This is a genomic window from Peribacillus sp. NJ4, from assembly GCF_030348345.1.
Lineage (GTDB): Bacteria > Bacillota > Bacilli > Bacillales > DSM-1321 > Peribacillus.
On the sequence record NZ_JAUCFQ010000001.1, the window covers coordinates 710325 to 735625 of the forward strand.

Sequence of the window (25301 nt, forward strand, 5' to 3'; positions counted from 1 at the left end):
GGCATGAATCGCTCGGTATAGGGGCGTTTTATTGACATGAGGTTGAATGGAGGTGTATCTTTAAATAGGTTAAAAAGCTTTTAAAATGTACATTTGGGGGGATTTTTTTGGCTATCTCAGAAGAAACTGGGCAGTTTCAGGGACTGGCTTCAGCTATACAAAAGGCGAAGGACTTGAATGATCAAGTTCTATTCAGTCATATTAAGAAAGTTAATTGCACGAACCCCCTTTCATTTTATCAAGCTGGAAGAGAACGGTACGCGGGTGAACGCTTTTTCTGGGAGGACCCTGCAAAGGAAATAACCATCACCGGCTTAGGCAATGTTAAGAAACTCAAAGCGGCATCGAATGCCGAACGTTATAGAGAAGTCGAAAAGAGCTGGATCAAACTGCAGAATACTGCTGTCAAAACAGGATTGACTGATGTAGAAGCGACCGGTCCTTTACTGTTTGGGGGCTTTTCTTTTGATTATGAAACTAACAGTACGCTCCTTTGGAATCAATTCGGGGACAACCTGTTTTATATACCTGCCTTCATGCTATCAATAGTGGGGAAACAAGCTTACTTAACGACAAACTTACTTTGTTCGCCTGATGATTCAGAAAAACTCTTCATAGATATGATAAATGAACGGGAAGCTTTCCTTTTCGAAAGCTTGGATGACACTGGATTGGGTCACAATTCCCTGGTTAAGCAGAGGGAAGTCAAACCTGACGAATGGAAACGGACGGTCGCTGAGGCTGTTCAGGAAATCAAGACGACAGATCTCGACAAAATCGTTTTGGCGAGGGAGCTTCGACTGGTTTTTGAGCGTTCCATCGATTCAGGGAAAGTGCTTGAACAATTGATTGCTGAGCAGCCATTAAGCTATATTTTCAGTTTGGAAGCTGGTGGTGACTGTTTTGTCGGTGCCACTCCTGAACGTTTAATTAAGAAACAGGGAAATGAAGTATTTTCTACCTGTCTTGCTGGATCGATGGGGCGAGGGAAAGATGAGGAAGAAGATGTTTGTCTTGGTGATGAATTGCTTCATGACCAAAAGAATTTACAAGAGCACCAATATGTCGTGTCGATGATATCGAATGCCTTTGATTCTGTATGCGAAAAGGTAATTGTTCCGGCCGAACCGAAACTTATGAAAAACCGTCATATCCAGCATTTATATACACCGGTCCGCGGAATATCCAAGGAAGGTGTCACGATTTTTGAATTCGTCGAGAAACTACATCCTACACCGGCTATGGGCGGACTTCCAAAAGAAAAGGCCGTTGTCCGAATCCGGGAAATGGAAGGTCTTGAACGCGGCTTTTATGCGGGTCCTCTAGGCTGGGTGGATACGTATGGAAATGGGGAATTCGCTGTAGGGATACGATCTGCGCTTATACAGAACAATGAGGCATCGCTTTTTGCTGGATGCGGCGTAGTTGAGGATTCGACTCCCGAAAGTGAATTCCGGGAAACGGGGATTAAATTCAATCCGATGTTAAGTGCTTTAGGAGGAAATCTTAATGAATGACCGAGATGCATTGACAGCATATGCTGCTTCATTTGTCGATGAGCTGGCACAAAATGAGATGAAGCATGTGGTGGTGAGCCCGGGTTCACGATCCACACCCCTAGCTTTGTTGCTAGTGGAACACCCTGATATCGAAGTTCATATTAATGTGGATGAGCGTTCGGCTGCTTTTTTTGCCCTTGGTTTGGCTAAGGCCTTAAAGGAACCTGTCGGACTTCTTTGTACGTCCGGTACAGCCGCTGCAAACTTTTATCCAGCCGTCATTGAGGCTTTTTATTCAAGGGTGCCGCTTATTGTACTTACCGCTGATCGTCCGCATGAATTGCGTGATGTCGGCGCCCCACAGGCAATCGACCAGATTCATCTTTATGGTAGACAAGTAAAATGGTTTGTCGAAATGGCACTTCCTGAAAGCACGGATGAGATGATGCGGTATGCAAGAACGGTCGGTGCAAGGGCAGTGGCTACAGCGGCAAGTGAACCTGCAGGGCCTGTACATTTGAATTTCCCGCTTCGTGAACCATTGATTCCGGATCTGGAGCAAGCAAAGGAGTATCGGCAAAATAAAATGACGCCTGCAGTGTTGATTGACAGTGGAGAACGGTCATTGTCCGCATCACAAATAGAAGCTGTTGCAACTACTTTGTCACAAGCTAGGCAAGGGTTGATTGTATGTGGCGAATTACCGCATCCAGAGATGAAGGAAGCCATCGTCGCATTAGCGGATAAACTTGCTTTTCCGGTACTGGCTGACCCTCTTTCCCAGTTAAGGAGCGGGAGTCACGGCAAAGACGTCATAATTGATGCGTACGATACGTTTCTGCGCGATGAAGCGGTAAAAGCGGCTTTCAAGCCGGAAGTGATATTGCGTTTCGGGGCAATGCCTGTTTCTAAACCCTTATTGTTATTCATGAAAAAACAAAAACAGGCAACCACTTTGGTCGTCGATGGCGGTGCAGGTTGGCGTGAGCCAGCAGGATTGGCAACTAACATGATTTACAGCGAAGAGAAAGATTTCTGCAAGCGTGTTGTTGAAAATATTACTGAGGCCAATGATGATGAATGGCTTGGTTTATGGCAAACCGTCAACGGAGCGACGAAGAATGCCTTAGCCTCCATCAAGGATGAAGGGGAGTTAAGTGAAGGCAAGCTGTTCTCCCTGTTAGCTGATATGATGCCATCGGGATCCACTTTGTTTGTCGGGAATAGTATGCCCATACGTGATTTGGATACATTCTTTTTGAATAATGGAAAGGGAATCAAGACCTTTGCAAACCGAGGGGCGAATGGCATCGATGGTGTCGTTTCCACTGCGCTTGGCGTAAGTACGGTATCGAAAAATACCGTACTGGCAATCGGGGATTTAAGTTTTTTCCATGATATGAATGGCTTGCTTGCGGCTAAACTTCAAAAACAAAACATCACGATATTGTTGATCAATAATGATGGGGGCGGCATTTTCTCCTTCTTGCCACAGGCGAATGAGAGAGAACATTTCGAAACGCTATTCGGGACGCCTCACGGTCTTGATTTTTCCCATGCTGCCCAGCTTTACGGCGGTAAATACAGCAAGGTGCAAAATTGGGATGAGTTAAAGAAGGTATTTACAGAGTCATTTGAAATGCAAGGTCTGAAAATCATTGAAGTACCGACAGAAAGAGAGTCCAATTTACAAAAGCATCGAAATTTGTGGAGTTTTGTTTCCCAGGAAATAAAAATGGTGTTAGACAGGGAAATATCATGAATTTTGTCATCAAGGATGTCAATTATGCTGTTGAAATAACGGGAAATGGAGATCCTCTTGTTCTTTTGCACGGATTTACGGGAAATCGGGATACATGGAAATTCCTCATTCCGCTTTTGCGTGAGCGGTATACAATGATCATGGTCGACATCATAGGTCATGGCATGTCTGCATCACCAGTTGATTATCGAAGGTATGAGATGGAGCGAGTGGCTGAAGATATCAAGGATATTTTGGATGCGTTACATTTCACGAAAGCCCATATCCTTGGATACTCGATGGGCGGAAGGCTTGGATTGGGATTTGCCTGTTTATATCCTGGGTATGTTGATACATTGATATTGGAAAGCGCTTCACCAGGCCTTTTAACAGAAGAGGAGCGGGAAATCCGAAGACGAAATGATAGGAAGCTTGCCGAAAGGATTCTTGAAAATGGCATGGAAGCTTTTGTGGATCAATGGGAAAACATCCCGTTGTTTGAAAGTCAAAAACGGCTGCCGGCCAAAACCAGGTCGGCCATCCGGGAACAGCGGATGGCAAATGTCCCTGCCGGCCTTTACAATAGCCTTCTCGGTATGGGGACCGGCAGTCAAGCTTCTTACTGGGAAGAACTGAAAACCCTTGATTTTCCTGTGCTCCTTGTAACCGGTGAATTCGATCCTAAGTTTTGTGAAATTGCTGCCTCGATGAAAAAAAAGCTGAAGCGGGCTGAATGGAAAATAATAAATGGTGCGGGACATGCGATTCATGTGGAAGATGGAGAAAAGTTTGGTAAAATAATAAGTGAGTTTTTAAAGAGAAATCGAAGGAGGAATTAAGATGACGATACAATGGGAAACAATACGTGAGTATGATGAAATTTTATATGAAAAATATAACGGGATTGCAAAAGTGTCCATCAACCGACCGCATGTACATAATGCATTCACGCCAAAAACGACTGCGGAAATGATTGATGCATTCGCAAGGGCGCGTGATGATTCCAGCATCGGTGTCATTATTTTAACGGGTGTAGGCGGCAAAGCATTCTGTTCAGGCGGAGACCAAAGTGTACGTGGGAATGGCGGATATGTAGGTGAAGATAACATTCCACGTCTAAACGTTCTTGATTTACAACGCTTGATTCGCGTCATTCCAAAACCAGTCGTAGCCATGGTCGCAGGTTATGCAATTGGTGGAGGTAATGTCTTGAATGTGGTTTGTGACTTAACGATTGCTGCTGACAATGCAGTCTTCGGACAAACTGGACCGAATGTTGGAAGCTTTGATGCTGGTTATGGTTCTGGCTACCTGGCACGTATCGTCGGTCATAAAAAGGCACGTGAAATCTGGTACCTATGCCGTCAATACAATGCCCAGGAAGCATTGGATATGGGATTGGTCAACACAGTCGTACCTTTAGACCAATTAGAAGCGGAAACGGTTAAATGGTGTGAAGAAATGCTTGAGAAGAGCCCAACGGCACTTCGTTTCTTGAAAGCGGCAATGAACGCTGATACTGATGGCCTTGCAGGTCTTCAACAATTGGCTGGTGACGCTACACTTTTATACTATACAACAGAAGAAGCAAAAGAAGGCCGCGATGCATTCAAAGAAAAACGCAATCCGGACTTTGGACAATTCCCTCGTTTCCCTTAATGAAACGCGTGAATCGATGAGACTGACAGCTTGGCGGATATTCGCCGGGCTGTTTTCTATATCCAAATGGAGGAGGCTAAGCAAACATGGCAGAAGAAAAGTTGCCGAACTGGCTGAAAAATCGGGCGCATCTTTCACCAGATCGTCCGGCAATTGAGTTTGAAGGTCATACGTATAGCTTTCTTGAACTGCATACATTATCGGAGAAGATGGCTGGCAAGCTTTCTAACATTGGTCTGAGGGCTGGCGATTCATGCGCGGTTTTACTCCGTAATCATATTGATGGTGTTGTCGCTATCCACGCACTATTTTATCTTGGTGTGAAGATTGTGATGCTGAATAATAAGTTAACGGCAAAAGAGTTGTCCTGGCAGATTGAAGATAGTGAGACCGTTTATCTGGTTTCAGAAGGTACCTTCACCGACAAACTCTCGGATATTGGCGGTATTCTCCCTGATTTAAACCTTCACTTAATGGAAGAATTGCCGGATGAGGGCAAGGCAGAGATACTTCAAGAGTTTTACCTTGAGGATACCGCTACGATCATGTATACATCAGGTACGACAGGAAATCCAAAAGGTGTGATCCAAACCTTCGGCAATCATTGGTGGAGTGCCGTCGGGTCGGTTCTGAACCTTGGATTGCATGAGGAGGATTCTTGGTATTGCGCGGTTCCGATCTTTCATATTAGCGGCTTATCCATCCTGATGAAAAATGTGATTTATGGCATGAAGGTCGTTTTGGCGGAACGGTTCGATGAACGGGAAGCAAACCGGAGCATTCAGGAAAATGGCGTGACGATCATTTCGGTCGTGACGGCGATGCTGAATAGGATGGTGCAGGATTTGAAGGGAACTGGCTATCCGGAAACCTTTCGCTGTTTCCTGTTGGGCGGCGGCCCTGCACCCGTTCATTTACTTGAATCATGTAAGGAGAAAGGGATTCCCGTCTATCAGTCTTATGGGATGACCGAAACGTCTTCACAGATTGTGACACTGGCACCGGAGTATAGTATGACAAAAATCGGATCAGCGGGAAAACCTTTATTCCCTTCGCAATTACGTATAGAGAAAGACGGCAATATGTGTGAACCGGGGGAAGCGGGTGAAATCGTGGTTTCAGGTCCAAATGTGACAAAAGGCTATTTCAATCGGATGGATGCTACACAGCAGGCCATTACCGATGGATGGCTTTATACTGGGGACCTTGGTTATCTCGATGAGGAAGGCTTTTTGTATGTGCTTGACCGACGCTCGGATTTAATCATATCCGGCGGTGAAAATGTCTATCCGGCCGAGATTGAAAATGTCCTTAGTAAGCATCCGGATGTATTCGAAGCGGGAGTGACGGGGACTGACGATGAAAAATGGGGACAGGTTCCACTCGCTTTTGTCGTTTTAAACCAAGGTGCAGAGCTTAGTGAGAGCGAACTGCTGGAGTATTGCAGGGAATCCTTGGCGGCCTATAAAATTCCCCGGAACGTGATTTTTTGCCAGGAGCTTCCGCGTAATGGCGCGAGCAAGCTTCTGAGAAGGGAACTGAAGAAGGGAATGGGGGAATGGCAATGATGTTATCCTCCATTTCACTAAAGCTCATTAAGGCCCCATTAAAGCGGCCATTTAAGACGCATCTCGAAACGGTAAGCGACCGGGAAGTGATAATTGTCGAAGCCATGGATGAAGATGGATTGATTGGATACGGGGAAGCGGTGCCATTTGCAAGTCCTTGGTATACCGAGGAAACGATCAAAACATGCTTTCATATGTTGGAGGACTTCTTAATACCGCTGACATTGGCAAGTCAGATCAAGCATCCTGATGAGCTGCCGAACTTATGGAGCGGAATCAGACGGAATGCGATGGCGAAGTCAGCTTTAGAGCAGGCAATTCGTGATCTATATGCGAAGCAGAAAGAAGTCTATCTCGGTCGGCTGTTTGGCGGCGAACGAAGTGAAGTGCCCGCTGGTGTTGTCGTTGCTTCCAATGATATTGAAGACGCGTTGCGCCAGATTGAGGATTTTTCCGGATCTGGTTATCAGCGATATAAGATAAAAATCAATCCTCAAGATGATCTGGAGTTTTTATCGGAAATCCGTCGGGCCTATCCCGATATTCCGCTAATGGCAGATGCCAATTCAGCGTACACTCTTGATGACATCCCACACCTTCAGAAGCTTGATGTGTTTAATCTGATGATGATTGAGCAGCCGCTGGGACATGACGACATTGTTGAGCATGCCATTTTACAGAAACAGCTGCAGACACCCATTTGCCTTGATGAAAGCATAAATTCCTTTCATGATGCCAAAAGTGCTCTGTCGCTCGGAAGCTGTGGGGTGATCAACATTAAGATGGCAAAAGTCGGCGGCTGGACGGAAGCTGTCAAAATACATGATCTATGCCTGGGAAATGATGTGCCCGTTTGGTGCGGGGGCATGATTGAATTTGGCATTTCACGTGCACATAATATCGCACTTGCCACATTAAAAGGGTTCACGATTCCCGGGGATATATCATCCTCATCCCGCTATTGGGAAGGGGACATAATCGATCCGGAAGTCATTGTCAAAAATGGCATGATCCAAGTCCCCGATAAAGCTGGGATCGGTTTTGCCATCAATGAAAAGCGGCTAAAGGATTTGACTACATATAGTAAACTGTACAGGTGAAAACATCAAAGGAGGTGAATGCCGCACCTCTTTTGAACCACATTTTATAATAATCCTCTATCTCGCTAGAAAGCTAATGTGCTTCATCCATTCGATATCACGGTATATGGAACTCACCCATTTAGTACTTCTTGGACAAAAACCCCACCCTTTTGGAAAATGATTTTAATAGGATACTAACAAATATCAGTTTGTCGATATAAGGAGCTCTCACCCCCGAATCATGGTGTTAAAAGTTAACTCGGATACTCCTGCCGAATAACTGGCTAACCAAGACCCCGCCAGATGCTTGCGGCAGGAGGCTTGGCAGAGCGGAAAGGGAACGGATTTCTGAAAACGATTGGAACTCTTTTTTATTTGTCAGCAGACTACAAATATATTTTTTCTCCAGTATTCCCTATTAAAAATGGAGTTTTAAAGAAGAAAAATCATTTAAATGGCCCGATCAGTCATATTTTTTTTCGTAAAATGGGGCTTTGTCTATTTTTTCTTTACTGGATTATTTTGTATAATGAAATAAAAAGTATGCAACCAAGGGAATGGGAGGGGAGAGTATATGAAAAGACCGTACCTTATTGCGGAAATTCTACTAAGAAGAGGCATGCCGGACTATGTCATTAAAGAAGTGACGGCATTGGCGGAGTGTGAACTGTTTCTTTTGAAGAGAAAGTGGGGCCTATATGATCGAAAGACGGGTGCGTAAAATGGATAAAAGATAAAAGGTAAAAGGGAACCGTTTCGGTTCTAGCTGGTCCCCATGCGTTTTAAGATTTTTGAAGCCGGTACCTATTGACTGGACGGCCGATGCTGCCGTACTGAACGTCAAGCTGAAGGACTTCTTCGCCATGCAAGTATTCAAGATAGCGCCTTGCAGTAACTCTGGCGATTCCAATCCCATCAGCCACTTCTTCCGCAGATAAAGATCCAGGCTGGGTCTTTATGAATTTCGTCACTTGCTCAAGAGTCGCGCCATTCAATCCTTTCGGAACATCATATTTCGGACTCGATTCAGAAGGTGTTTTGGTTTGAAAGAGAATTCGGTCAAGCTGATTTTGAGAGATTTGATGGTCAGGTTCAACCTCCATCCGAAAAGCAAAATATTGTTCAAGCGTATGTTTTAGCCTTTCGAATTTGAATGGCTTGATTAAATAGTCAAAAGCCCCGTTCTGTACCATTTTTCGGATCGTTTTCTGATCATTTGCCGCTGAAATGATGATGACATCCACATCAAGTTGCTCTTTTCTTATTTGATAAAGTGTATCTACCCCGTTTAAAGATGGCATGAAGATGTCCAAAATCACAAGGTCAGGTTTAGACTCCCTGATTTTTTTTAGACCATCAAGCCCATTGGAAGCTGTATCAACTACTTTAAAGGCAGACAGGCGCTCGATGAACTGTTTGTTGACCTCTTGGACCATTGGGTCGTCTTCAATTAAAAGTACACGAATTTCATTAGTCATTTTGGTTCTCCTCTATATCGTGCATGGGAAAAGAAAGAAAAAAGCTTGTTCCTTCGTTAGGGCGTGTCGTGAATTTCATTTCGCCGTTCGCTTTTTTTACAATTTGGTCTATTAGGTAAAGACCAATTCCTGATCCTTCCGCACCTTTTGTTGTAAAACCATATTCGAATATATCTTTATGAATGTCCTCAGGAATACCGGGTCCATTATCCTCAAGCACGATTTGACAATTACGTTCATCCTGGTAGATGGATAGATAAACCTGTTTCGTTTCCTCTGAAAAATGCTTTAGTGCAGCGAATGAATTTTCGATCAGGTTTCCGATTATCAAAACAAAATCGTGATGATCCATATCAGCTGGGAAGTGGTCCAATTTCGTGTGCTTGTCCATGATTAGTTCGATTCCGAGTTCCCGTCCCAAGGAAATCTTGCTTAATATAAGCCCCACTAAATTATCATCGTGAATGTGCTTCGTTAAAAACCTGGTCAATTCCTCTTGCTCTTCCGTGATTTGAAAAATGTAATGCAGTGCTTCGTCCAGATTACCTAGCTGGATCAATCCAGCTATCGTATGAAGTTTGTTCATATGTTCATGGTTTTGGACGCGCAGGGCTTCAACGAAAGCTTTGACACTAGTCAACTCTTCAGCTAGCTTCGTCACATCGGTGCGATCCTGGAAAATGGCCACGGCACCGATCGTTTTATCCGCAATCTTTATCGGTACCCGGTTGCTTACAATATTCCTGTTTTGAACGGAGATTTCCTGATTGAAGATGGGAGATGTCCGGTCGAGCACTTCCGGGAGACGGGTATCATGTATAATATCATTGATATTCTTGCCTATGACCGCACCGTCAATATTGAATATTTGCTTAGCCTTTTCATTGAAAATCGTGATTGTCTGATTATTATCTATGGCGATGACCCCTTCATGCATGGCATTGAAAGCCGCTGTCCTTTCAACCAACATCCGTGAAATTTCATGTGGTTCAAGTTGAAAGGTCTCTTTTTTTATCCGTCTGGCCATGAGCCATGAGCCGCATACACCGAATAGGAGTGTAAGGACCAGGATAATCGCGATTTCGCCTTTCAGATCCTTGATTAATTCCGGTATCGTAGGCAGGATATTCCCAACCAGAACGACGCCGATTTGCTCTCTATCTCTATCAAGGATCGGGACAAAGGCGCGGACGGAAATGCCAAGTTCGCCAGCGGCCTTCGAAAGGTATTCGTGTTCGGCGAACGCAGCGCTTTCGTCGCTGCTGCCCGAGGGGGTTCCCAATTGGCTGAACACAGGGTGGGAATAACGTATATGCTGATTGTTGAGCACAACTATATAATCCGCTTGATGGATTTTCCTTAAATTTTCAATAATCGGATTGAGCTGCGTCCATCCTTCGGGCTCACGGACCAATCTTTGTACCTCAGGGAGTTCGGCAATGGTATGGGCGGTGATCATCGATCGTTTGCCAATTTCATCTTCCCTGACTGAAACGATATTTCCAAATATAAAAATCCCGCCTATAAGTATCGAAAAAGCGACGATTACGAATGATAGCAGGGTGATTTTAACTTGAATGGGCATATGAAAGGATTTATCCATTGTTTCTCCTCCATTACTTCTATACTTAATAGTAACAGAATTACTATCACTTTTCGCTATTTTTCGCGCATTGTATTACGACAGCAAAAAGGCTGTGATAGAATAGTGATAACGTGATGTGAGCGGTAAGGAGTTGTCGGTATGCGTGCATTATGGGGGTACTTCATATTAATTGGCTTGGGGCTGTCGATAGCAGTATATATATCGTTTCAATCGTTCTTTACAAGCTTCGGTTTCAATTTGCCGAAGGATGAGGAGCAGGTAGGGATGAAGGATCAAATCGTAATTAAGTTCAGTCATGTCGTAGCCGAAAATACACCTAAAGGGCTAGCTGCGAACCGGTTTGCCCAACTAGTCGATGAATATACAGATCATCGTGTCAAAATTGAAGTTTATCCTAATCAGTCATTATATAGTGATCTTGAAGAAATCGAAGCATTACAGGAAAACAAGGTGCAGATGATTGCTCCAACTACATCTAAAATTACGAGTATATCAAAAAAATGGATGCTATTGGACCTCCCTTACGTCTTTCCAACGGACGCTGCCTTGCAGGAAGCTTTGAATGGGGAAGTGGGGGAAGAGCTGCTTAAGCAGCTGAATACCATTGATATCGAGGGACTCGCATTTTGGTCGAATAACTATAAACAGATTACAAGCAGCAAACCGATACGGCATCCAAGTGATTTTGCAGGAAAGAATTTTAGAATCATGCCAAGTGCAGTCCTGGAAAGCCAATTTAAGCATTTTGGGGCGACTACATCTCAGCTGGAGTTTAATGATACGTTTAAAAGCCTTGAAATCAATGAAACGGATAGCCAGGAAAATACGATTTCGAATATCTATTCCAAGAAATTATATGAGGTGCAAAAATATTTAACGATCAGTGATCACGGCTATTTAGGGTATGTCGTCATGATAAACAAGCCATTTTGGAACAAACTCCCGTTGGATATTCAGCAGCAAATCCAACGGGCGATGGATGATACAACGAAATGGCTATGGAACAAATCAACTGAATTGAATCAGGAACAGCTACGGGAAATTCAACAAAAATCGAATATAGACATCTATACACTGTCAGATGAAGAAAAGAAAGAATGGATGGAAGAGATGACCGTCATCTATCCGGAATTTGAATCAACGATTGGAACCGAATTGATGACGAAAATGGAAAAGATTCGTGAGAAGCATTTAAAGGAATAACGAAAGCGGCTCTTTAGTCGTTTAAAAGGACCAAAAAAAGCGGACCCATAAGGACCCGCTTTTTTTTTTGACTATTGCAATGCAGTTTGCAGTGTCTTTATATTTTTTTCCATTAAACTGAAGTAATCTTCGCCAGCTTCGATATCTTTATCCGTCAGAACGGAAAGGTTATGGAGCTCAAGTGATTTCGCTCCCATTTCCTTTTGGATGATCTCGGTTAGTTTAGAACTGATATTCTGCTCAAAGATGACGTAATTCAAGTTCTCTTCATCGGCCATGGTTACGATTTTCCCCAGTTCTTTTTGAGATGGTTCGTTTGAAGACGTTAGTCCTGTGACGCCAATCTGTTCAAGGCCGTAGCGTTCCTCCCAATACCCATAAGCGGAATGGGAAACGATGATCTTATTGGTACGGCCCGACTCGATTGTTGTCACGAATTTTTCATCAAGTGACTTCAGCTTTTCGGAAAGCTTGTTGAATTGACTGTTGAAATATTCTTCCTGTTCAGGCATTTTCTTCGTTAATTCGTCCTTGATGGTTTTGGCCATCTCAATGGAATAGATGGGATCTAACCATAAATGCGGATTGACGCCCCCATGGTCATGACCGTCTTCTTCATGGGCATGTTCATCTTCGTGTGCATGCTCTTCTTCATCAAGATGAACCGTTTCGCCTATCGCGACTGTGCCGACGCCTTCTTTGCTTAAAATTGGTTCAGCTTTGGTTACAAAGCCTTCAAGATTATAGCCAATATAGAAAAATAGGTCTGACTCAGCCATTTTTACAATATCTTTTTGAGAGGGTTCAAATGAGTGTTCATCCGTTCCGGGTGGATAAACCGTTTCGACGTTCACGTACTCCCCACCAATGGCTTCCGTGAAGTATTGCAATGGGTAAACGGTCGTATATATATCTAAGGTATCCTTCTCTTTTTTAGTGGATTCTCCCTTTGAGTTGCCGCAGGCTGACAAAAATAGCGCAGTAACAAGGAAAAGTGAGAGCAATGCTCGATTTTTCATATGAAATGCTCCTTTATAATTCGTATTGATTACGATTTGAATTTTATGTGTAAAAACGAAATGATTACGATTTGACTTCTGTATAATACAAAAAATTGCAAAGGAAAGCAAGGGTTTTTTCTAATGGTCCTCACTTTTTTCTTTTTTTTCTGGAACAAGGTCAATGCCTCCTGGATGAAACGGATGACATTTAAGGATCCGGATGAGTGCTAACCAGCTTCCTTTTATAGGGCCGAAACGGTTGATCGCTTCCAAACCATAATGGGAACACGTTGGGTAAAAACGGCAGGTAGGCGGTTTTATTGGAGAAATGGCAACTTGGTAAAAACGGATGATTCCCATTAGTACTTTTTTCAACACGATGCTTTCATCTCTTTTCGAGTAAATTCACTACCCTCAATTATAGCATATTTTCTAAATTTCCAATAAGGTATAAGCATATTGGTAATCCGATAGATATAATGAGAATTAATTTTAAAGGATGAAATATATTGTTATTCAAGGTAAAATAGAGATGACATACAATTAAGGAGTGAATTAAATGCCTTCAGTTGAAAGCTTTGAATTAGATCATGACGCTGTTAAAGCCCCATATGTTAGACATTGCGGTGTCCATAAGGTAGGAACAGATGGTGTTGTTAATAAATTTGATATCCGTTTTTGCCAGCCGAATAAACAAGCGATGAAGCCGGATACGATCCATACACTGGAACATTTGCTTGCATTCAATATCCGTAAGCATTCTGAGCGTTACGATCATTTTGATATTATCGATATTTCGCCAATGGGCTGTCAAACAGGATATTACCTTGTTGTCAGCGGTGAGCCGACAGTAACGGAAATCATCGATGTTCTTGAAGATACATTCAAGGATGCCGTTACAATTACAGAAATTCCTGCTGCAAATGAAAAGCAATGCGGCCAAGCAAAATTGCATGATCTTGAAGGAGCTAAGAAATTAATGAATTTCTGGCTTACACAAGATAAAGAAGAACTTCATAAAGTTTTCGGTTAATGAAAAAGGTTCCCGTCATTTTTTGACAGGAACCTTTTTTATTTTTCGGATTCTTCCTTTTTCCGCTCATACTCTGGCAAAGGGTCAATGGGATCCACTGTATGCTTGTAGCTGTAACCCTTTCCGATGGTTAGGACGGATAATGCCAATACAATCAGAATCACAATAATGGAGATAACTAAAACCGTAATCATACTTTACAGCCCCTAACGTTCACAATTTAGATTCATTTTAGCATAAGAATCGAAATAGATAATGTTTCAATTTTTGAATAGAGGGAATTATAAAGGTATAACCAACTTACGGAGGTAGATATTTATGGCTCAGAAAAAATTAGGAACTTTAGTGAATAAGGAAATTGCAAACTTCAGTGTTCTTTATACGAAAATTCATAATTACCACTGGTTCGTGAATGGACCGCACTTCTTTGAACTTCACCAAAAATTGGAAGAGCTATATAAAGAAGTGACAACCAATTATGACGAATTGGCTGAAAGACTATTGGCCATTGGTGAAAAACCGGTCGCTACCCTTAAAGAATACTTGGAATTAACCACGATTGAAGAAGCGACAGGGAACGAAAATACAGAAGATATGGTTCAAAGTGTCATCAGTGATTTTGAGAAGCTTTCCGAAGAGTTCTCGGAAATTATCGAAGTTGCGGAACAAGAAGATCCGGTTACGGCTGATATGCTGACAGGCATGAAGAAAAGCTTAAACAAACATGCTTGGATGTTGCGTGCGTATTTAGGACGTTAAGGTTTAAGGAAAAGCTCTACTTCGGTAGGGTTTTTTTTTGGAGGAAAAAAAACTAAAACAACAAAAAGGCATCCATCAAGAGAGGGACACCTGACAAGTATGTATTAATGAATATTCCGTGGCGGAAAATGTGTAGGTTTCGTGTCGTTCATGCTATTTTGTGCGAACTTCCCTTTTAAAGTTTCAATAATGTAAAGGCCCATTAGATTGGTTAGTTCCTGATCATCCATCTCTTGAAGCAATTCGAAAATTTCCTTGCGATCCAGTTGTTCCAGAACGGCAAAAGTAAGCATATCAATATCTTCTTCATCACCAGTCATCTTATTGCGGTACATATTGTATAATTCTTCAATTAACTTCAAAACTCTCACCTCACATTTATTAGAAATCCGTTATCTCTTTATATGTAGGTTATCAAAAAAACCTCTGGGTGCATATAAAAATCTGAAGGGATGCTTGGGCTTATTATATGTTTTACCCTTTGAAAGATACTTTAATCTATTATTTAACATCTTTGTTCTTCTTTAAGCAAAATTTTCCATTGTATGAAGTGGGGGATTACGTGAAAAAATAAGCGTAGGATTTATGGAAAGGGTGGATGAATGTGTCTGAAAACAGGAAAAAGTATTACATTTGGCTTCCGAATGGGCAGATAACACAAGATAGGGAAAGTTCTCCATGGAATTTCGAAATCGAGGCTACTGATAATGAAGTCATCAAGTTACGTGAGTTATTTGATTATAATTATTCTGTAGGGGAAGAAAACTTTTACCGGGCACATGTCCCATACCTACAATATCATTATGACCGGGAAAATGATAAACAGGACATCACACTCCAAAAAATTTACGAGATGATTTATGCACTAGGTACTGAAGAAGGAAGACGGCATATAGAAAGTATGGGGATTTTACAGGCAAAACCAACAGACGATGGCCTCGAATATTGAGGTGCCATCGTTTTTTTGATGTGATGGAGATTCTTGCTGGATTATAATGAAAGATGGATCCAATAAAAATCAGCATTATTTCTTACATGGAGAGAAGGGGAAAAATGAAACGCTTTTTTGATAAGAACGGATATAAGGTGGAATACTCCGAGGATCCTGTTTTTGGAGAGTCCTGGCATGTTTTTGTGCTAAGCAGGTATAAGGGAACGTGGGTATTGACCAAACACAGAGAGCGGGGATTGGAGTTCCCGGGAGGTAAGCGGGAAGCAGGGGAGTCGATAGAACAAACAGCCATACGGGAAGTGTATGAAGAAACAGGGGGGTTAGTGGGGGAGCTGCAATTTTTGGGACAATATAAAGTGCATGACCCAGTTAAGCCATTCGTTAAATCGATATACTATGCTTCTTTGCGTGAGGTCGAAAAGAAGGAAGATTACCTGGAAACGGACGGCCCGATCTTTTTGGAAGCATTTCCGGATGTACTGGGTGAGGAGTTTAGTTTCATCATGAAAGATCAGATTGTGCCGTTGAGCTTATCAAGGCTGGATGGCAGTATATAACTGAGAAACGAGTAGATGGGGCAAATTTACGGATATTGGACAATTTATAGGTAAAACATCAAATTCACGAATTAAGGCTCGTATTCACGAGTAAATCGCGCAAACTCACGAGTAAACGCACCGAACTCACGAATAAACCGCGCAAACTCACGAGTAAACCGCGCAAACTCACGAGTAAAGCACCAACTCACGAGTAAACCGCGCAAATTCACGAGTAAACGCACCAAACTCAACTCACGAGTAAATCGCGCAAACTCACGAGTAAACCGCGTAAATTCACGAGTAAACGCACCAAACTCACGAGTAAACCGCGCAAATTCACGAGTAAACGCACCAAATCACGAGTAAATCGGCGAAACTCACGAGTAAACGCACCTAATTCACGAGTAAATCGCGCAAACTCACGAGTAAACGCACCTAATTCACGAGTAAATCGCCGAAACTCACGAGTAAAGCACCAAACTCACGAGTAAACCGCGCAAATTCACGAGTAAATCGCCGAAACTCACGAGTAAAGCACCAAACTCACGAATAAACCGCGCAAACTCACGAGTAAACCGCGCAAATTCACGAGTAAACGCATCAAACTCACGAATAAATCGCCGGAACTCAATAAATTCCTGACATGAATGAAAAACTGCCGAGGGTTATCGGCAGTTTGGTTAGTCTTTGATTAGTTTTCGCTCGAGCAGTTCGACAAGTTGATACATGATGGTGGCAAAGACGGCGATGATCATCAAGGCAAGCATGACGAGGGTGAAGTTGAAGACTTGAAAGCCATAAATGATCAGGTAGCCCAATCCTTTCGCCGAGACAAGGAATTCTCCGACGATGACGCCGACCCAGGAGAGGCCGACATTCACTTTCAATGTCGAGATGATCGTTGGGAATGAGGCGGGTAATATGGCTTCCCGAAAAGCTTGTGTTCTTGTGGCTCCAAAAGTTTGGAGCACCTTCAGGTAGTTCGGGTCCACTTCGCGAAATGCGGTGTAGACGACGATGGTGGTGATGATGATGGAGATGATTGCCCCCATCGAGATGATGGAAGGGAAGCCAGGGCCGAATGCTACGATGATGATGGGGCCGAGTGCCACTTTCGGCATGGCATTTAAAATGACGAGATAGGGGTCAAGTGTTTTTGATAATCTTGGCGACCACCAGAGCAGTGATGCCAGGACTGTTCCAAGAAAAGTCCCTATGATGAAGCCGAGAACGGTCTCGAATAGCGTCACTCCGGAATGGGAAAGCAGCGTTCCATCACTCAATTTCTGTATGAAAAGATGCCACACTTTAGTTGGGGAGCTGAAGATGAGCGGGTCAATCCATTCCATTCTGGAAAAAAGTTCCCAACTGCTGAAAAAAACAATGAAAATCAGGATCTGATAAAAGCGAATGAGCCTGTTTTCCTTTTTTAATGAGGTTTTATATTGGTTATGAAGTTGTTCAATATTCAAGGCTCTCAAGCTCCTTCCAGATCGTTTGGAATAGCATCGGATACTGTGGATGGTTGCGTGCATGGAAAGGCGTCAGTTCACGCAGTTCATCGGGAACATCTAAAGTTTTGTACACGCTACCCGGGTTCGCGGAAAACAGATAAATGCGGTCACTCATTGCAATGGCTTCACCGATATCATGGGTGACGAGCACGGCTGTCTTTCCGAAGGATTTCAAGGTTTCAAAAACAAGGTCTTCCAGCTTCAGCTTCGTTTGGTAATCAAGGGCCGAGAAGGGTTCGTCAAGCAAAAGGATTTTTGGATCGACCGCCAGTGTCCGTGCCAGTGCAGCCCTTTGCCTCATTCCGCCTGAGAGTTCGCGCGGATATAATTTTCCGGTGCCTCCCAATCCAACGTCACTTAATAGTTTCAGCGTCTTTATTCTCTCAAGGCCTTCATCCTTTTTAATCAGTTTCAATCCTAATAAAACATTTTCTTCTATCGTCTTCCATGGAAATAGATAATCCTGCTGCAGCATATAGCCGATTGAAAGGTCACTGTTGGCCTTCAGAGGTTTGTTTTCGAGCAGGATCTTTCCCGCAGTGGGCGGAAATAGCCCGGCGATGATGGAAAGCAGGGTAGTCTTTCCGCAGCCGCTGGGACCTAGAAAAGAGACGAATTCACCTTTTTCAATGTCGAGGGAAATGTCCGCGAGTGCGGTCGCTGCCGTCTGATTTGAAAAATAAGTATGGTGAATGTCTTGGATTTTTAAAAAGCTCATCGGACATCCTCCTTACCTTTAGCTATGCTATTTTGTGACTTCTTCAGCAAAATCGGTATTGACCAGCTCATCATGGCTTATACGTGAAGGCAGCTCTCCTGCTTCATCCATGATGTTTTGCAGATTGTTCCATTCTTCTTCATCAAGAATGGGGTCGGTGGCAAAGGATCCTTGTTCTTTGTAGCGGTTGATGACTGTTTCCATCGTCTCGATATTGGTATCTTCAAAATATGGCTGAATGACTTTGGCAATTTCGGCAGCGTCAGTTTCCTGAACCCAATCCTGTGCTTTCTTCAATGCCTTCGTGAATTTCTCGACAGTCTCTTTGTCTTCTTTCAAATAGCTTTCCTTAGCCATATAAACCGTATAGGGAAGATGCCCGGACTCGGTGCCGAAAGAAGCGACGATATAGCCTTTTCCTTCTTTTTCAAACACGCTGGCTGTTGGTTCGAACAGTTGAACAAAATCGCCTGTTCCGGAAGCGAAGGCAGTTGCGACATTCGCAAAATCAATATTCTGGATGAGATTCAAATCTTCTTTCGGGTCTATGTTATGTTTTTTCAATACGAACTCGCCGGCCATTTGCGGCATCCCGCCTTTTCGCTGGCCTAGGAATGTAGAGTTTTTCAGCATATCCCATTTGAAGTTGTCGATTTTTTCACGTGAAACAAGAAACGTTCCATCCGTCTGTGTTAATTGGGCAAAGTTGATGACGGGATCGTTCGAACCTTGTGCCTGAACATAGATCGATGTTTCAGAGCCAACGAGAGCAATATCCGCACCATCGGACAGAAGCGTGGTCATCGTCTTGTCGCCGCCTGCCGTCGTTTTCAAATCAATGCTTAGGCCCTCGTCTTTAAAAAATCCCTTTTCAATCGCTACATATTGCGGTGTATAGAAAAGGGAGCGGGTAACTTCGGCCACCCTGACCTTCGTTGTTTCCTGGTCCTTGTTGCCACATGCTCCGAGCGGGATCACCAGCACACACAGAAGTAAAAATATGACACCTGCTTTACACCATTTTTTCAAAATTCCTTCCTCCTTGATAAATAGGTATTTTGCCTACCTTATCGTATGAATGGAAGAAAAAAATGTGAATGCCTCTTAGGGGATAAAAACAAGCGGATGTTTTACAATAAGATTAAAGAGAAAGGAGAGTGGAAATTGGAGAACGGGACGATTATTTCAAAACGGCGGTTTCCCTCACCGCATCCACAAATCCATCTTTATTCAGTTACATACATATCACAAGGCCTGAAAGTAAAGGGGTTACTGGCTGAACCGGTTGATGGTGAAATTCACGATGCCTTCTTATATTTACGCGGCGGGATTAAAAATGTCGGCAAGGTCAGGCCCGCAAGGATTGTGCAGTATGCCGTAGAAGGTTTTATCGTTTTTGCCCCTTTTTACCGTGGAAATCAAGGCGGAGAGGGAGATGAGGATTTTGGGGGAGAAGATAGGTTCGACGCGATATCAGGATTCAATCTTCTTGAACAGCACCCCCGAGTGAACAAGGACCACATTCATATCCTCGGATTTTCCCGTGGCGGCATCATGGCGCTTTGGACTGGGATATACTGCAAGAATGCAGCGTCGATTGTCACATGGGGAGGTGTGTCGGATATGTTTTTAACATATGTCGAACGTGTCGATATGCGTCGGATGATGAAGCGGGTTATCGGCGGAACACCAAAAAAATGCCCTGATCAATATGAATACCGTACACCATTGTTTGCGATTGAAGATTTGAATATACCCGTTCTGATCATTCATGGTGAAAAAGATGACAATGTCGCCATTGAACACGCGTACAGGTTGGAGAAAAGGTTGAAAATGCATGACAAAGAGGTCGAAAGCTGGTATTTTCCTCAATTCACTCATTACTTCCCACCGGCCATTAACAGAAAAGTAGTCGAAGATTTAACAACTTGGATGAAAAATAAAACCGAATAATGATAGAATGAAGTATATTCTAAGTATATTGGCAAGAGGAGGAGATACAACATGGGCATGCCTATGGAACTCAATACTATGATCGTTACAAAAGGGAATGAAACCCGAGAAGAAGAAAATATCTTTCGGCTATCGAAAGCAGGTTACCGGTTATACCCTATCGATATCCCAATCGATGTCCGCAAAACGATTCAATCTGACTCAAGCGGAACAGCCGTTATCCAAAAAATTGAATGGACAAGTGAAAAGACCATCATTACGTACCAACTTCTATCACTGAACTCAACTAACTAAATAGACAAGCGCTTGCCGGGAATTCACTGCAAGCGCTTTTTTTGGTTGGGTTGCCAGAATTAGACCTCCGCGCCGATAAATCGACCTACACCCAAATAAATCGACCTCCGCGCCGATAAATCGACCTACACCCAAATAAATCGACCGTGCGCCCAAAAAAAATCGACCTCCGTACCAAAAAATCGACCTCCGCGCCGATAAATCGACCTCCGCGTCGATAAATCGACCTCCATTCCGATAATTCGACCGTCGTCATTCGCCACACAGCAAAATTCCAATTGATATTCAATATTCGAAATGAATGATACTGAAAGAATGATAAAATGGATTAAAAAGCATGAGATGGGGTGATTTGATGATTTTGGTGAGTTCTTGTTTAGCAGGTCTTGAGGTGAGATACAACGGTACACACAGCCTGGACGATAGAATTATGGAATTAATGAGGGAGAAAAAGGCGGTAGCGGTTTGTCCTGAGTTGCTTGGCGGTTTTTCGACACCTAGGGAACCTGCTGAGATAATTGGCGGTGATGGTGGGGATGTCCTTAATGGAAAAGCGAAGGTAATTGAAAAGTCGGGTCGGGATGTAACGGAGTTGTACATAGAAGGAGCCAATCTTACATTATTGAAAGCCCAGGAGGTTGGAGCGACGCTTGTCGTTTTAAAAGAAAATAGTCCATCCTGTGGAAGTGCGACGATTTATAATGGTGAATTCAAGGGGGAGAGGAGGGTCGGGAATGGAGTGACCGCGGCTTTGCTTAAACGCCATGGATTCACGGTTACATCAGAGGAAGGGTTAGTCGATTATCTGGACGAAAAATGATTTAGATAGTGCTTTTGAAAGAAGGGGAATACATGGAGGATATCAATCTCTATACTTTGCTATTTTTAATTATTGCGGGTTTTATTGCTGCATTCATCGATTCCGTTGTGGGCGGAGGCGGCTTAATTTCCATTCCGGCTTTATTGTTCACGGGGATTTCGCCTTCTGCGGCACTTGCGACTAATAAGCTTGCGGGTACAATGGGATCTTTAACGAGTACGATTTCATTCATTCGGGCTGGCAAAGTGAATTTCAAATTCGTCATCAAGCTGTTTCCGATTACTGTGATTGGAGCGGCATTAGGGGCTTTTGTTGTACATTTCGTTTCCGCTGAAATATTAAAGCCCCTCATTTTGATCTTGTTGGTCATTGTTGCGATTTATACGATGGTAAAAAAAGATTGGGGTAAAGATGCAAGGTATAAAGGACTGACAAGGAAGAAAATGTTACTTCTGATTGCCATAATTTTTGCCATTGGTTTTTATGATGGTTTTCTTGGACCAGGGACAGGCTCCTTTTTATTATTTTCATTTTTGATCATTGGATTTGATTTTGTCCAGGCAGCTGGGAATGCAAGAATATTGAACTTTGGAAGCAATATAGCCGCACTTATCATTTTCTTATCGATGGGGACCGTCAATTTTGCCTATGGAATTCCGATGGGTCTTGCAATGGTCGCAGGAGCATTGGTCGGAACGAACTTCGCAATTAAGAAAGGTGCTTCCTATGTACGTTTATTATTCATTTGCGTCACGATTTTACTGATTGGAAAAAATGTCTTGAATTATTTTCATGTGTTTTGATGATATAAAAAATGGCCGGAGATACAAATTTGTATCTCCGGCCATTTTTGAATTCATTTTGTGTAATTCAAGTCCCAGTGAACGCCAAATTGATCCTTGACTTTACCATACTTGGCCCCCCAAAAGGTATCTTGCAGTTCCATTAAGGATAATCCTTTTTCACAGATGGCATCATATAAATACTGGATTTCCGAGTCGCTTTCACATTCGAGGACCAACGATACATTATTCCCGACTTGAAGGGGATTGCCTGGAAACGTATCAGATACCATGATTAACATATCGCCTTTTTTGATTTTGGCATGCAAAACAAGGTCATTCGCTTCTTCAGGTGTTGGGAAATCAGCTTCACCGTAAGTTTGCAGGTCGATAATCTCTGCTTGGAATACCTCTGCATAAAAGGCTAATGCGTCCTTTGCTTGACCATCGAACATTAAATAGGGGGTAACCTGATTTTTCATATGAATCCTCCTTCTTGTACATGACTATCATTTCGACAGAGATATCTTATCCCCCTTTATTTCATCACAGGGAATATGATTTGTGTGTTTTTTATTATAAAAACTTTCCTGACGAACGTTCGTTAGGGTATGATGGGTTTATCAGAAATACAAAAAAGAATATTCGGCAATGAAAGGTGAACCTTATTATGAAAAGCGATGAAATAAAAAAAGCGGCACTCAAATATTTTACGATTCATGGGTATGAGGGGACTTCACTCTCACAAATTGCGGAAGAAGTCGGAATAAGGAAACAATCCATTTATTCTCACTTTAAAGGGAAGGACGATCTGTTTTTATCTGTCCTTAAGGATGCCAAGGAAATGGAGCTTTCGTCTTATGTGAAGTATTTCAAAATGATGCGCAACAGTGACCCGGAAGAGACGCTATACGGATTTTTGGAAGAAATGATCAAGATGTTCCAGGAGGTAGAAAGTTTGAAGTTCTGGCTTCGCATGGGATTCTTTCCGCCAACACATCTATACAATGAAATACAGAAGGAGACTGATGATCTTCAGGTTCAACAGGAAGCCTTAATGGAAGAGATATTCCGATCATGGGTATCAGAGGGGGCTTTAAACACAGGGAATGCGCGGACCCTGACATTGGCGTATTCAGGTGTCATCGTAGCCATTATGGTTGAACTGGTTTATGCCGATAATCGAGAGCGGGTGGCGGAAAAACTTGCAGCGTCATGGTCCATTTTTTGGAGAGGTATTTCAAAGTAAGGTCGAATAGCAGGAGATGGTAAACATGTCATTAAGAGAAAAACAACAACAAAATCTACTGGAGATGGAATCGACGGGAAGGGTCTTTTTACGCTATTTGATTCCTTCTATGATAGGAATGGTATTGATGGCATTGAACTTTGTTGTCGATGGCGTGATGGTCGGCAATAAACTTGGATCGGTTGCCCTTGCAGGAGTTAATATAGCAGGGCCCATTTATACGATTTTTGTAGCGATGTCGATTTGGATCGGGGTAGGCGGCGCAACACTTTATTCACAAAGCATGGGGGCAAGGGATTATGGCCGTGCACGCTTTATTTTCACCCATTCCATCATTTTGATTACGATATTCACCGTAATCATTGGTCTGATTGCCTACGCTTTTCACCATCAGCTTGTTTATGCACTAGGGGCCAATGAAGCAACGGCTCCCTTTGCAACGGACTACATGAATGTTTTCTTGATGCTAGGCTTTGTTTTCACGTTGGAAAACACTTTAAGCATATTCGTCAGGAATAATGGCAATCCGAATTTGGCCATGGCCTCCCTTATCGTTACAGCCATATCCAATTTCGTTTTGAACTTCATTATCCTTTACGTACTTGAACTAGGGGTGCGTGAGACAGCTTATGGTACGATCTTGGCAGCAGCGTTGGGGATACTGGTTCTCAGCCTGCACTTTTTCACGAAGAAGAACACGCTTCGTCTCGTCAAGTTCCGTTTTGAAAAGTCACTATTCATGATGACGATGATGATCGGTTTTCCTAGTTTCTTAGCGGAAATAGGCGTATCCGTCTTTACTATCGCTCATAATAATGCGTTCTCCCGACTTGCAGGCACCGATGGATTAGCTGCATTTTCGATTGTGAATTATGCCCATAGTGTCATGCTGATGATGTTTCTCGGCATAGGGTCGGCAATCCAGCCGCTGGTAAGTTATTATCATGGTGCAAAAGATGAAAAGAGGAAGCGCGAAACGGTCCGCATTGCCATTTTTACCGCAATGGGGGCAGGAATATCCATTACCCTCATGGGACAGGTTGCGGCTCCTTTAATCGTGAATTTATTCGGTGATTTTTCAAGTGATGTTAAAGAACTTGCTACAATTGGAATTAGGATCTTCTTTAGCGGCTATATCCTAATGGGTGTCAACTTTGTCATGATGACCTATTTCCAATCCATAGGGCAAGTGAAGATGGCCGCCTGGATCACGATTGGGCGAGAGTTCATTTTCATGCTTATATTCTTGCTGACATTGCCGCTAATATTCGGGACGAATGCAGCATGGCTGGCCATTCCATTATCAGAGGTGGTCATATTCTTAACCGTCCTACTTTATTTAAAAGAAAAGGTTCGAAAACTTGGGGAAAAGCCCAGTTCAATAAAATGATAAATTGAGGATCACCAATTTTGGTGGTCCTTTTTATGCAAGGACTTAGTAAGAGAGAGAAATTTAAATATCATATATTAGTTTTAAGCTTTATCAAAACACTCTTCACAGATGAAACTTCCTTCATTTTTTAAATATGCTTTTATTTCAGTCATCCCTCTACGCTTCGGATAACGCATTTTCACAAGAACAACTTCATCGCCTTTAATTTCTTTTCCACAATTAACACACTTTGGGTCTTCCCCGAACATTTAAACACCTCCAAGCAATGTAAAGTTTTAAATCCAATGAACTTTGATATATCAAAACTATCATAAGTATCTGCCATTTCAAATACAAATTAATAGTGGTTTTTTGTCCTTCGTTGCTTTGACTATTTTTGCGTCCCCTTTCGTAAATGAAATTCAAGTGATGATCCAGAATGTTAATGCTGGTGCGGATTCAATAATAGAAATAGCGGT

General features: G+C 42.8%; 30 protein-coding genes. 18 read left to right on the forward strand and 12 right to left on the reverse strand.

Translation table 11 applies throughout. The annotated features are described in order from the left end of the window. Positions 1 to 107: 107 nt before the first annotated feature. The 7 genes from QUF94_RS03640 (at position 108) to QUF94_RS03670 (ending at position 8270) form a co-directional block, all read left to right on the forward strand. On the forward strand, positions 108 to 1517 hold the full coding sequence (locus QUF94_RS03640) for an isochorismate synthase (protein ID WP_289314636.1): 1410 nt from the start codon (positions 108 to 110) through the stop codon (positions 1515 to 1517). Continuing rightward, positions 1510 to 3261, forward strand: a complete 1752-nt coding sequence (gene menD / locus QUF94_RS03645; protein ID WP_289314637.1) for a 2-succinyl-5-enolpyruvyl-6-hydroxy-3-cyclohexene-1-carboxylic-acid synthase — start codon at positions 1510 to 1512, stop codon at positions 3259 to 3261. Before QUF94_RS03640 ends, menD begins: the two co-directional genes overlap by 8 nt. Then, positions 3258 to 4079, forward strand: a complete 822-nt coding sequence (menH, locus tag QUF94_RS03650) for a 2-succinyl-6-hydroxy-2,4-cyclohexadiene-1-carboxylate synthase (RefSeq protein WP_289314638.1) — start codon at positions 3258 to 3260, stop codon at positions 4077 to 4079. Before menD ends, menH begins: the two co-directional genes overlap by 4 nt. A 1-nt stretch (position 4080) precedes the next feature. Continuing rightward, positions 4081 to 4899, forward strand: a complete 819-nt coding sequence (gene menB, locus QUF94_RS03655) for a 1,4-dihydroxy-2-naphthoyl-CoA synthase (protein WP_289314639.1) — start codon at positions 4081 to 4083, stop codon at positions 4897 to 4899. 86 nt (positions 4900 to 4985) lie between these two features. Further along, positions 4986 to 6467 (forward strand): o-succinylbenzoate--CoA ligase, encoded by a 1482-nt coding sequence (locus tag QUF94_RS03660; protein WP_289314640.1) that lies wholly within the window; start codon positions 4986 to 4988, stop codon positions 6465 to 6467. Beyond that, complete coding sequence (gene menC / locus QUF94_RS03665; RefSeq protein ID WP_289318280.1) at positions 6464 to 7567, forward strand: o-succinylbenzoate synthase; 1104 nt, start codon at positions 6464 to 6466, stop codon at positions 7565 to 7567. The genes QUF94_RS03660 and menC overlap by 4 nt, the downstream gene beginning before the upstream one ends. Positions 7568 to 8123: 556 nt before the next feature. Continuing rightward, a complete protein-coding gene (locus QUF94_RS03670) occupies positions 8124 to 8270 on the forward strand; it encodes a hypothetical protein (protein ID WP_289314641.1) in 147 nt (48 codons plus the stop codon). A gap of 61 nt (positions 8271 to 8331) precedes the next feature. Here the strand turns inward: QUF94_RS03670 and QUF94_RS03675 are convergent, their stop codons facing one another. Both QUF94_RS03675 and QUF94_RS03680 read right to left on the reverse strand, forming a co-directional pair. Next, positions 8332 to 9027, reverse strand: a complete 696-nt coding sequence (locus QUF94_RS03675; RefSeq protein WP_289314642.1) for a response regulator — start codon at positions 9025 to 9027, stop codon at positions 8332 to 8334. After that, entirely contained in the window at positions 9020 to 10630 is a 1611-nt protein-coding gene (locus tag QUF94_RS03680) for an ATP-binding protein (RefSeq protein WP_289314643.1), read from the reverse strand. The genes QUF94_RS03675 and QUF94_RS03680 overlap by 8 nt, the downstream gene beginning before the upstream one ends. Before the next feature lie 141 nt (positions 10631 to 10771). Here QUF94_RS03680 and QUF94_RS03685 point away from each other — a divergent pair, with 141 nt between their 5' ends. Beyond that, complete coding sequence (locus QUF94_RS03685) at positions 10772 to 11836, forward strand: DctP family TRAP transporter solute-binding subunit (protein ID WP_289314644.1); 1065 nt, start codon at positions 10772 to 10774, stop codon at positions 11834 to 11836. A gap of 71 nt (positions 11837 to 11907) precedes the next feature. On the opposite strand, the gene QUF94_RS03690 is transcribed toward QUF94_RS03685, so the two are convergent. Both QUF94_RS03690 and yidD read right to left on the reverse strand, forming a co-directional pair. Continuing rightward, the gene (locus tag QUF94_RS03690) at positions 11908 to 12855 is read right to left on the reverse strand and encodes a metal ABC transporter solute-binding protein, Zn/Mn family (protein WP_289314645.1); all 948 of its coding nucleotides are present in this window, start codon (positions 12853 to 12855) and stop codon (positions 11908 to 11910) included. A 120-nt stretch (positions 12856 to 12975) separates the two neighbouring features. After that, positions 12976 to 13197, reverse strand: a complete 222-nt coding sequence (gene yidD, locus QUF94_RS03695) for a membrane protein insertion efficiency factor YidD (RefSeq protein WP_421157138.1) — start codon at positions 13195 to 13197, stop codon at positions 12976 to 12978. Positions 13198 to 13396: 199 nt separating this feature from the next. Here yidD and QUF94_RS03700 point away from each other — a divergent pair, with 199 nt between their 5' ends. Beyond that, positions 13397 to 13870, forward strand: coding sequence for an S-ribosylhomocysteine lyase (locus QUF94_RS03700; protein WP_289314647.1), 474 nt, complete (start codon positions 13397 to 13399; stop codon positions 13868 to 13870). Positions 13871 to 13908: 38 nt separating this feature from the next. On the opposite strand, the gene ytzI is transcribed toward QUF94_RS03700, so the two are convergent. Continuing rightward, entirely contained in the window at positions 13909 to 14064 is a 156-nt protein-coding gene (gene ytzI, locus QUF94_RS03705; RefSeq protein ID WP_289314648.1) for a YtzI protein, read from the reverse strand. A 124-nt stretch (positions 14065 to 14188) separates the two neighbouring features. On the opposite strand from ytzI, the gene QUF94_RS03710 reads away from it, so the two are divergent. Next, positions 14189 to 14629: a Dps family protein gene (locus QUF94_RS03710; RefSeq protein ID WP_289314649.1), complete on the forward strand. Its 441-nt coding sequence runs from the start codon at positions 14189 to 14191 to the stop codon at positions 14627 to 14629. A gap of 104 nt (positions 14630 to 14733) precedes the next feature. Here the strand turns inward: QUF94_RS03710 and QUF94_RS03715 are convergent, their stop codons facing one another. Then, positions 14734 to 15000: a DUF6154 family protein gene (locus tag QUF94_RS03715; protein WP_370016622.1), complete on the reverse strand. Its 267-nt coding sequence runs from the start codon at positions 14998 to 15000 to the stop codon at positions 14734 to 14736. Between the two features lie 227 nt (positions 15001 to 15227). Here QUF94_RS03715 and QUF94_RS03720 point away from each other — a divergent pair, with 227 nt between their 5' ends. Both QUF94_RS03720 and ytkD read left to right on the forward strand, forming a co-directional pair. Beyond that, positions 15228 to 15578 (forward strand): hydrolase, encoded by a 351-nt coding sequence (locus QUF94_RS03720; protein ID WP_289314650.1) that lies wholly within the window; start codon positions 15228 to 15230, stop codon positions 15576 to 15578. Between the two features lie 104 nt (positions 15579 to 15682). Next, a complete protein-coding gene (ytkD, locus tag QUF94_RS03725; protein ID WP_289314651.1) occupies positions 15683 to 16138 on the forward strand; it encodes an RNA deprotection pyrophosphohydrolase in 456 nt (151 codons plus the stop codon). A gap of 71 nt (positions 16139 to 16209) precedes the next feature. Here the strand turns inward: ytkD and QUF94_RS03730 are convergent, their stop codons facing one another. The 4 genes from QUF94_RS03730 to QUF94_RS03745 form a co-directional block, all read right to left on the reverse strand. Then, entirely contained in the window at positions 16210 to 16371 is a 162-nt protein-coding gene (locus QUF94_RS03730) for a hypothetical protein (RefSeq protein WP_289314652.1), read from the reverse strand. Between the two features lie 429 nt (positions 16372 to 16800). Next, a complete protein-coding gene (locus QUF94_RS03735; protein WP_289314653.1) occupies positions 16801 to 17592 on the reverse strand; it encodes an ABC transporter permease in 792 nt (263 codons plus the stop codon). Further along, complete coding sequence (locus QUF94_RS03740) at positions 17582 to 18352, reverse strand: ABC transporter ATP-binding protein (RefSeq protein ID WP_289314654.1); 771 nt, start codon at positions 18350 to 18352, stop codon at positions 17582 to 17584. Before QUF94_RS03740 ends, QUF94_RS03735 begins: the two co-directional genes overlap by 11 nt. A 27-nt stretch (positions 18353 to 18379) precedes the next feature. Further along, entirely contained in the window at positions 18380 to 19381 is a 1002-nt protein-coding gene (locus QUF94_RS03745; protein WP_289314655.1) for an ABC transporter substrate-binding protein, read from the reverse strand. A gap of 96 nt (positions 19382 to 19477) precedes the next feature. On the opposite strand from QUF94_RS03745, the gene QUF94_RS03750 reads away from it, so the two are divergent. The 4 genes from QUF94_RS03750 to QUF94_RS03765 all read left to right on the forward strand — a co-directional run bounded on the left by QUF94_RS03750 (position 19478) and on the right by QUF94_RS03765 (position 22222). After that, positions 19478 to 20305: an alpha/beta hydrolase family protein gene (locus QUF94_RS03750; protein ID WP_289318281.1), complete on the forward strand. Its 828-nt coding sequence runs from the start codon at positions 19478 to 19480 to the stop codon at positions 20303 to 20305. 51 nt (positions 20306 to 20356) lie between these two features. Then, on the forward strand, positions 20357 to 20599 hold the full coding sequence (locus QUF94_RS03755) for a DUF2584 domain-containing protein (RefSeq protein WP_101225571.1): 243 nt from the start codon (positions 20357 to 20359) through the stop codon (positions 20597 to 20599). Between the two features lie 355 nt (positions 20600 to 20954). Beyond that, positions 20955 to 21419, forward strand: coding sequence for a 2-thiouracil desulfurase family protein (locus QUF94_RS03760; protein WP_289314656.1), 465 nt, complete (start codon positions 20955 to 20957; stop codon positions 21417 to 21419). A 32-nt stretch (positions 21420 to 21451) separates the two neighbouring features. Continuing rightward, positions 21452 to 22222 (forward strand): TSUP family transporter, encoded by a 771-nt coding sequence (locus tag QUF94_RS03765; protein ID WP_289314657.1) that lies wholly within the window; start codon positions 21452 to 21454, stop codon positions 22220 to 22222. A 53-nt stretch (positions 22223 to 22275) separates the two neighbouring features. Here the strand turns inward: QUF94_RS03765 and QUF94_RS03770 are convergent, their stop codons facing one another. Then, positions 22276 to 22683, reverse strand: a complete 408-nt coding sequence (locus QUF94_RS03770; protein ID WP_289314658.1) for a VOC family protein — start codon at positions 22681 to 22683, stop codon at positions 22276 to 22278. Positions 22684 to 22871: 188 nt separating this feature from the next. Between QUF94_RS03770 and QUF94_RS03775 the strand changes: the two genes are divergently transcribed. Together QUF94_RS03775 and QUF94_RS03780 are read left to right on the forward strand one after the other, a co-directional pair. Continuing rightward, a complete protein-coding gene (locus QUF94_RS03775) occupies positions 22872 to 23450 on the forward strand; it encodes a TetR/AcrR family transcriptional regulator (protein ID WP_289314659.1) in 579 nt (192 codons plus the stop codon). A gap of 25 nt (positions 23451 to 23475) precedes the next feature. Continuing rightward, complete coding sequence (locus QUF94_RS03780) at positions 23476 to 24840, forward strand: MATE family efflux transporter (protein ID WP_289314660.1); 1365 nt, start codon at positions 23476 to 23478, stop codon at positions 24838 to 24840. A gap of 83 nt (positions 24841 to 24923) precedes the next feature. Here the strand turns inward: QUF94_RS03780 and QUF94_RS03785 are convergent, their stop codons facing one another. Then, complete coding sequence (locus QUF94_RS03785; RefSeq protein ID WP_289314661.1) at positions 24924 to 25091, reverse strand: Fe3+ hydroxamate ABC transporter substrate-binding protein; 168 nt, start codon at positions 25089 to 25091, stop codon at positions 24924 to 24926. Positions 25092 to 25301: the final 210 nt, after the last annotated feature.

Bases quoted from the DNA above. Each gene is read 5' to 3' on its own strand.
- menD (WP_289314637.1), top strand. From the start codon at position 1,510: ATGAATGACCGAGATGCATTGACAGCATATGCTGCTTCATTTGTCGAT.
- menH (WP_289314638.1), top strand. From the start codon at position 3,258: ATGAATTTTGTCATCAAGGATGTCAATTATGCTGTTGAAATAACGGGA.
- menB (WP_289314639.1), top strand. From the start codon at position 4,081: ATGACGATACAATGGGAAACAATACGTGAGTATGATGAAATTTTATAT.
- QUF94_RS03660 (WP_289314640.1), top strand. From the start codon at position 4,986: ATGGCAGAAGAAAAGTTGCCGAACTGGCTGAAAAATCGGGCGCATCTT.
- menC (WP_289318280.1), top strand. From the start codon at position 6,464: ATGATGTTATCCTCCATTTCACTAAAGCTCATTAAGGCCCCATTAAAG.
- QUF94_RS03670 (WP_289314641.1), top strand. From the start codon at position 8,124: ATGAAAAGACCGTACCTTATTGCGGAAATTCTACTAAGAAGAGGCATG.
- QUF94_RS03675 (WP_289314642.1), bottom strand. From the start codon at position 9,027: ATGACTAATGAAATTCGTGTACTTTTAATTGAAGACGACCCAATGGTC.
- QUF94_RS03680 (WP_289314643.1), bottom strand. From the start codon at position 10,630: ATGGATAAATCCTTTCATATGCCCATTCAAGTTAAAATCACCCTGCTA.
- QUF94_RS03685 (WP_289314644.1), top strand. From the start codon at position 10,772: ATGCGTGCATTATGGGGGTACTTCATATTAATTGGCTTGGGGCTGTCG.
- QUF94_RS03690 (WP_289314645.1), bottom strand. From the start codon at position 12,855: ATGAAAAATCGAGCATTGCTCTCACTTTTCCTTGTTACTGCGCTATTT.
- yidD (WP_421157138.1), bottom strand. From the start codon at position 13,197: ATGGGAATCATCCGTTTTTACCAAGTTGCCATTTCTCCAATAAAACCG.
- QUF94_RS03700 (WP_289314647.1), top strand. From the start codon at position 13,397: ATGCCTTCAGTTGAAAGCTTTGAATTAGATCATGACGCTGTTAAAGCC.
- ytzI (WP_289314648.1), bottom strand. From the start codon at position 14,064: ATGATTACGGTTTTAGTTATCTCCATTATTGTGATTCTGATTGTATTG.
- QUF94_RS03710 (WP_289314649.1), top strand. From the start codon at position 14,189: ATGGCTCAGAAAAAATTAGGAACTTTAGTGAATAAGGAAATTGCAAAC.
- QUF94_RS03720 (WP_289314650.1), top strand. From the start codon at position 15,228: ATGAATGTGTCTGAAAACAGGAAAAAGTATTACATTTGGCTTCCGAAT.
- ytkD (WP_289314651.1), top strand. From the start codon at position 15,683: ATGAAACGCTTTTTTGATAAGAACGGATATAAGGTGGAATACTCCGAG.
- QUF94_RS03740 (WP_289314654.1), bottom strand. From the start codon at position 18,352: ATGAGCTTTTTAAAAATCCAAGACATTCACCATACTTATTTTTCAAAT.
- QUF94_RS03750 (WP_289318281.1), top strand. From the start codon at position 19,478: ATGTTTTACAATAAGATTAAAGAGAAAGGAGAGTGGAAATTGGAGAAC.
- QUF94_RS03755 (WP_101225571.1), top strand. From the start codon at position 20,357: ATGGGCATGCCTATGGAACTCAATACTATGATCGTTACAAAAGGGAAT.
- QUF94_RS03760 (WP_289314656.1), top strand. From the start codon at position 20,955: ATGATTTTGGTGAGTTCTTGTTTAGCAGGTCTTGAGGTGAGATACAAC.
- QUF94_RS03765 (WP_289314657.1), top strand. From the start codon at position 21,452: ATGGAGGATATCAATCTCTATACTTTGCTATTTTTAATTATTGCGGGT.
- QUF94_RS03770 (WP_289314658.1), bottom strand. From the start codon at position 22,683: ATGAAAAATCAGGTTACCCCCTATTTAATGTTCGATGGTCAAGCAAAG.
- QUF94_RS03775 (WP_289314659.1), top strand. From the start codon at position 22,872: ATGAAAAGCGATGAAATAAAAAAAGCGGCACTCAAATATTTTACGATT.
- QUF94_RS03780 (WP_289314660.1), top strand. From the start codon at position 23,476: ATGTCATTAAGAGAAAAACAACAACAAAATCTACTGGAGATGGAATCG.
- QUF94_RS03785 (WP_289314661.1), bottom strand. From the start codon at position 25,091: ATGTTCGGGGAAGACCCAAAGTGTGTTAATTGTGGAAAAGAAATTAAA.